Below are 3,908 nucleotides of genomic sequence, written 5' to 3' on the forward strand. Positions count from 1 at the left end.
AGCTCGGCTTCAGGATTTTCATATACGATCGCATCGGCGGTAGCATAATCGGTACAACCATCGGTAGTCTCTACCAGTACGGTAACTGTAGTACCATCGGCTATCATATTGCTATCGTAAGTATTATCGGTCGATTTCGCCTGAAGAATGGTCTCTCCTGCATCGACCTCTCCGTCCGCATCGGTATCTATCCAGAAAGTATATTGCTCTCCACTGCCACTAGGTTCCGCAGTGAATATAGCATCTTCGCCATCGCATACTCCTTCGGTTTCCAACTCGGCTTCAGGATCCTCATAGATTGTTGCAGTAGCACGAGCTGTTGCGAAACAGCCTAGATTATTTGGATCATCACCAAGAATTACAGTTACTACTACTTCATAAGTACCCGACTCGGTTGGAGTATAAGATCTTGCTGCGGCATTTCCACCATTAATATCAGAATCGGCCTGTTTAAGAGTTCTGGTAGCTAGATCCTCGCCAGATAATAAAAACCACTGAATGAAGTAATCCCCCACTTCAGGCATTATATCTGCAACCAGGTCTTCAGGTTCACTTTCGCAGAAAGCTACGTCCTCCACTTCAACCGAAACTGGTGGTGTATTTCCTAAATTAACAGGACCCGCCAAATCTTTTTGCTCCGAAGTAAACGGCGCTGAAGATCTTGTCTTCACAATTACACTACCAAGCGGACTTTCACATTCACCTTCACTGGTCCTGGTATCCAATCCAAGTTCTGTAGCATCAAGAGATAATTCTACAAAAGCCAAAGATGGAAGGTCTCCCGTTGGCTGACCTTTGCTGTTAAATGACCCCCATGGTGGTCCGGTGATAGTTGATTGGTTCACCTGTGCCGTTACAGGTAATACAGCGCCGGTTTTAGGCTGAATTTTGGCATAACCAAAATTGTTATCGGTAGGACAAGGATAAAATTCGAAATCCCCATTCTTATCACTTAAGGTAAAAGGCCTGTTTGTCGCATTATTAAATGCTGTCACATCCAAACCGGTACGTTTAATCCATACAAATACTTCAACGTTAATATTATCACCTCCAGATTCATAATTCACAGAAAAGACTACATCACCATGATGTTCTACACTATAATCTTCCTTAAACTGATAAAAGGTTCGATTACAGCCCAAAGAAGCCAGAAAGTCGGCTAATTCTTGACCTTCGAGATCTCCATATCTTTCCGGGTCATATTCCAGACCTGTACCAGCAGCATTAAGAACAATATCTTTCCTGAAATATTCAAAGTCAAGGTGGCTAGTACCACTCTGGCTACGGGTAGTTGCTCCTACGATTGCATATTCGTTATCATTCGGTGTTCCATCATCTCTTCTTAGGTGTCCAAAGAACTCGATGATATCATTCTTCTGAGGTCCTCCATTCCCGGTACCTATGGTCCAGCCAAGAATAGGATCTTCAAAGTTCTTATCGTCTCCGGAGGTAAAAAAGGTATTATCAACCAGATTTGAATTGGTTCTCTGATCTCTAAAGTAGACCGCGTCTATCCAAAGATAATCGCCAACCATAGAATATATTGGCTTAGACATCCTAATCTCTCCTGCATTATTGCCACCGGTAATCGATGCGATCACATCAGCAACTACATTACCTTCAGAATCGGTCCCGGTTTGGGCGATCACGTTTTCCCCGCTAGTTGGCCAGGTTGAACTTAAGAACCAGTCATCTGTATTTGGGAAATCAGGATCGGTAGGCACCAGTTCGTTTATATTCGCATATAAGTCTGCTTCCACACCAAACCGTGCGATGACTTCATCGGTTAAACTAATAGTTGTTTGAGCCTTAATCGCTGGAAGGCATAAAAAAGTGGTAACAAATAGCATAAGCCAAAACCTGAAGCCTGGCAAGCATGTTGTACACCACTTTAAATCTTTTTTGAAGCCAGATATCCAGCTATCTGGCGAAGTAATAACTCTCATAATCGTTAATTTTTGGTTACATCTACATCATCATACTTCAGGGTTTTAAACCTGAGAGTTAACCGGAAAACCGGTTCTGGATCATACCATTAAAATTTTTAGTTAAATAGAATACTCTTGAAAAGGGGGGTATAAATGTTTACGGGCGGCTTAGACCTTTCCCAAACATTCAGAGATCTATAGAAGCTAAGATCATGAGAGAAATTTGTGCTTTAAGCACTAACCTATTAAGGTCAAATCGGGGCAATTTTGAATACAAGGGGGGATTTATTTCATGGCCCCGGAAAACTGAAGAATTTCCTTAAGGCTCATTATTTAGCTATAGGACAGCTAATTTTAAGATCAGGTAAATATACAAAAAAGGGCCCTAAGGAACAATTCTAAAGCATTATTTTACAAGTTGTTACAAATAAAAAAAGCAGCCTTTCGGCTGCTTTTTATTTTTAGATTTAATATTTATTTCTAATTACCAGACATGATATTCTTAGAGAAAGCATCCCTGTCTGTTTCTATTCTCATGATATAGACCGTATTCGCTCTAAGAGCAAAGTCTACATTTATCTGAGTTTCATCTCCTTTGCTTACCTGCTTATCTGTATAAGTTCTAAGTAACGAACCATTAAGGTCGAAGAACTGGATCTTAACATCTGAGGTATACTCAAAGTCATATCTCACGCTCACCTGATCTTTGAATGGAACCGGTGCAACACTGAAGCTAGCCTCTTCTAATACAGATTGAGAACTTATACTTAAGTTTTCTTCTGAAGACTTAAGTATAGAAGAAGCTATAGGTTCAGATCTTTCTCCTTCACAAACATCAACATCTGCGTGTGCAATGACCCAGAAGCCTGTTGGACAGAAATTCTGTCCTTTGCCTTCAAGGTCTGAAAGTGGCACTCTAATTTCAGCTGTTGTTTCTGTGAAAATCGTTGTATCCTTATATGGATATTGACCTGGACTACCAGCAAAACGTGGTAGATCATCACAACCAATATAAACCTGTACGTTCAATAATTTGAAGTATTCCAATTCGGTATCCTGAATTTGATAAACAACTACAATCTCCTCAGTATTGGAGTCATAAGACAATGAAACATAACCTGCGATTACTCCTTTGGTGATATCACAATCAGAAGCACCGGCATATAATGGAAGAGTTTCATCAAGACCAATGTAGGAGTAAGGTCCGTTAGACCAACCCCAGTTATTACTCTTGATGTTACCACAGAATGGCATGTTACCACCACCATCATAGGCATATCCTGTTTCGTCGAAACAACATGCTTCTGTAAGCGCTGTTGCAGTATCAATTGCGGTACAGCCATTAGCATCTGTTACCAGAACACCAATTACATCACCGTTAGTAAACACCCCAGAATAAATATTACTGGTTCCGCTTGCAAGACTTTCGCCTTCATCAAGGACCCCGTTGGTATTAGCATCTAAAAAGAACTCGTAATTATCGTATCCTGTTGGCGTAGCGGTAAATGTCGCTATATCTCCCTCGCAAACCAGACTAGTATTTAAACTAGGGGTTGGATTCGGATAAATTGTAAAGCTAGAAGATACTTCATCATCTGTACAACCATCATCTATTCTATAGGTGGCGTTAACAGTTCCTCCACCAACCAAATCTGGTGCAGTTGGAGTTCCACCTACGAAGAATGCGGTAGCATTACATCCATTATTCAACGTTTTAAAGCCAGCTAACCAGGTGCTGAATGCAGCATCCAATTCTGCCTGAGTTTCAAAAGCACAGTCTTCGAAAGCGGCTGGTGCTTCTAATTTTACAGCATCTCCCTGAGTCCAGCTGAAAGTGGCACTTACCTGATCGGAAGTACAACCGTCATCGGCTCCATAGGTCAACGAAATTGAGCCACTGGTACAAATGCTCATATCGGCAGCTGGTGGTGTTGAAGTGAAACTTCCTTCTTCTCCACAACCTTTCTCAAGAGTAACGAA

The 3,908-nt window shown here is 41.3% G+C and carries 2 protein-coding genes; both read right to left on the reverse strand.

Features of this window, described 5'->3' with window-relative positions:
• Window positions 1–1,946: hypothetical protein (locus tag FLP08_RS15325; protein WP_156278045.1), on the reverse strand; the 1,946-nt coding region annotated here is incomplete at its 3' end.
• A 462-nt stretch (window positions 1,947–2,408) separates the two neighbouring features.
• Window positions 2,409–3,908, reverse strand: a 1,500-nt coding sequence (locus FLP08_RS16335; protein WP_162431110.1) for a T9SS type A sorting domain-containing protein, incomplete at its 5' end; no start/stop codon positions are given.

The organism is Christiangramia aestuarii (genome assembly GCF_009735585.1).
In the GTDB taxonomy this organism is placed as follows: domain Bacteria; phylum Bacteroidota; class Bacteroidia; order Flavobacteriales; family Flavobacteriaceae; genus Christiangramia; species Christiangramia aestuarii.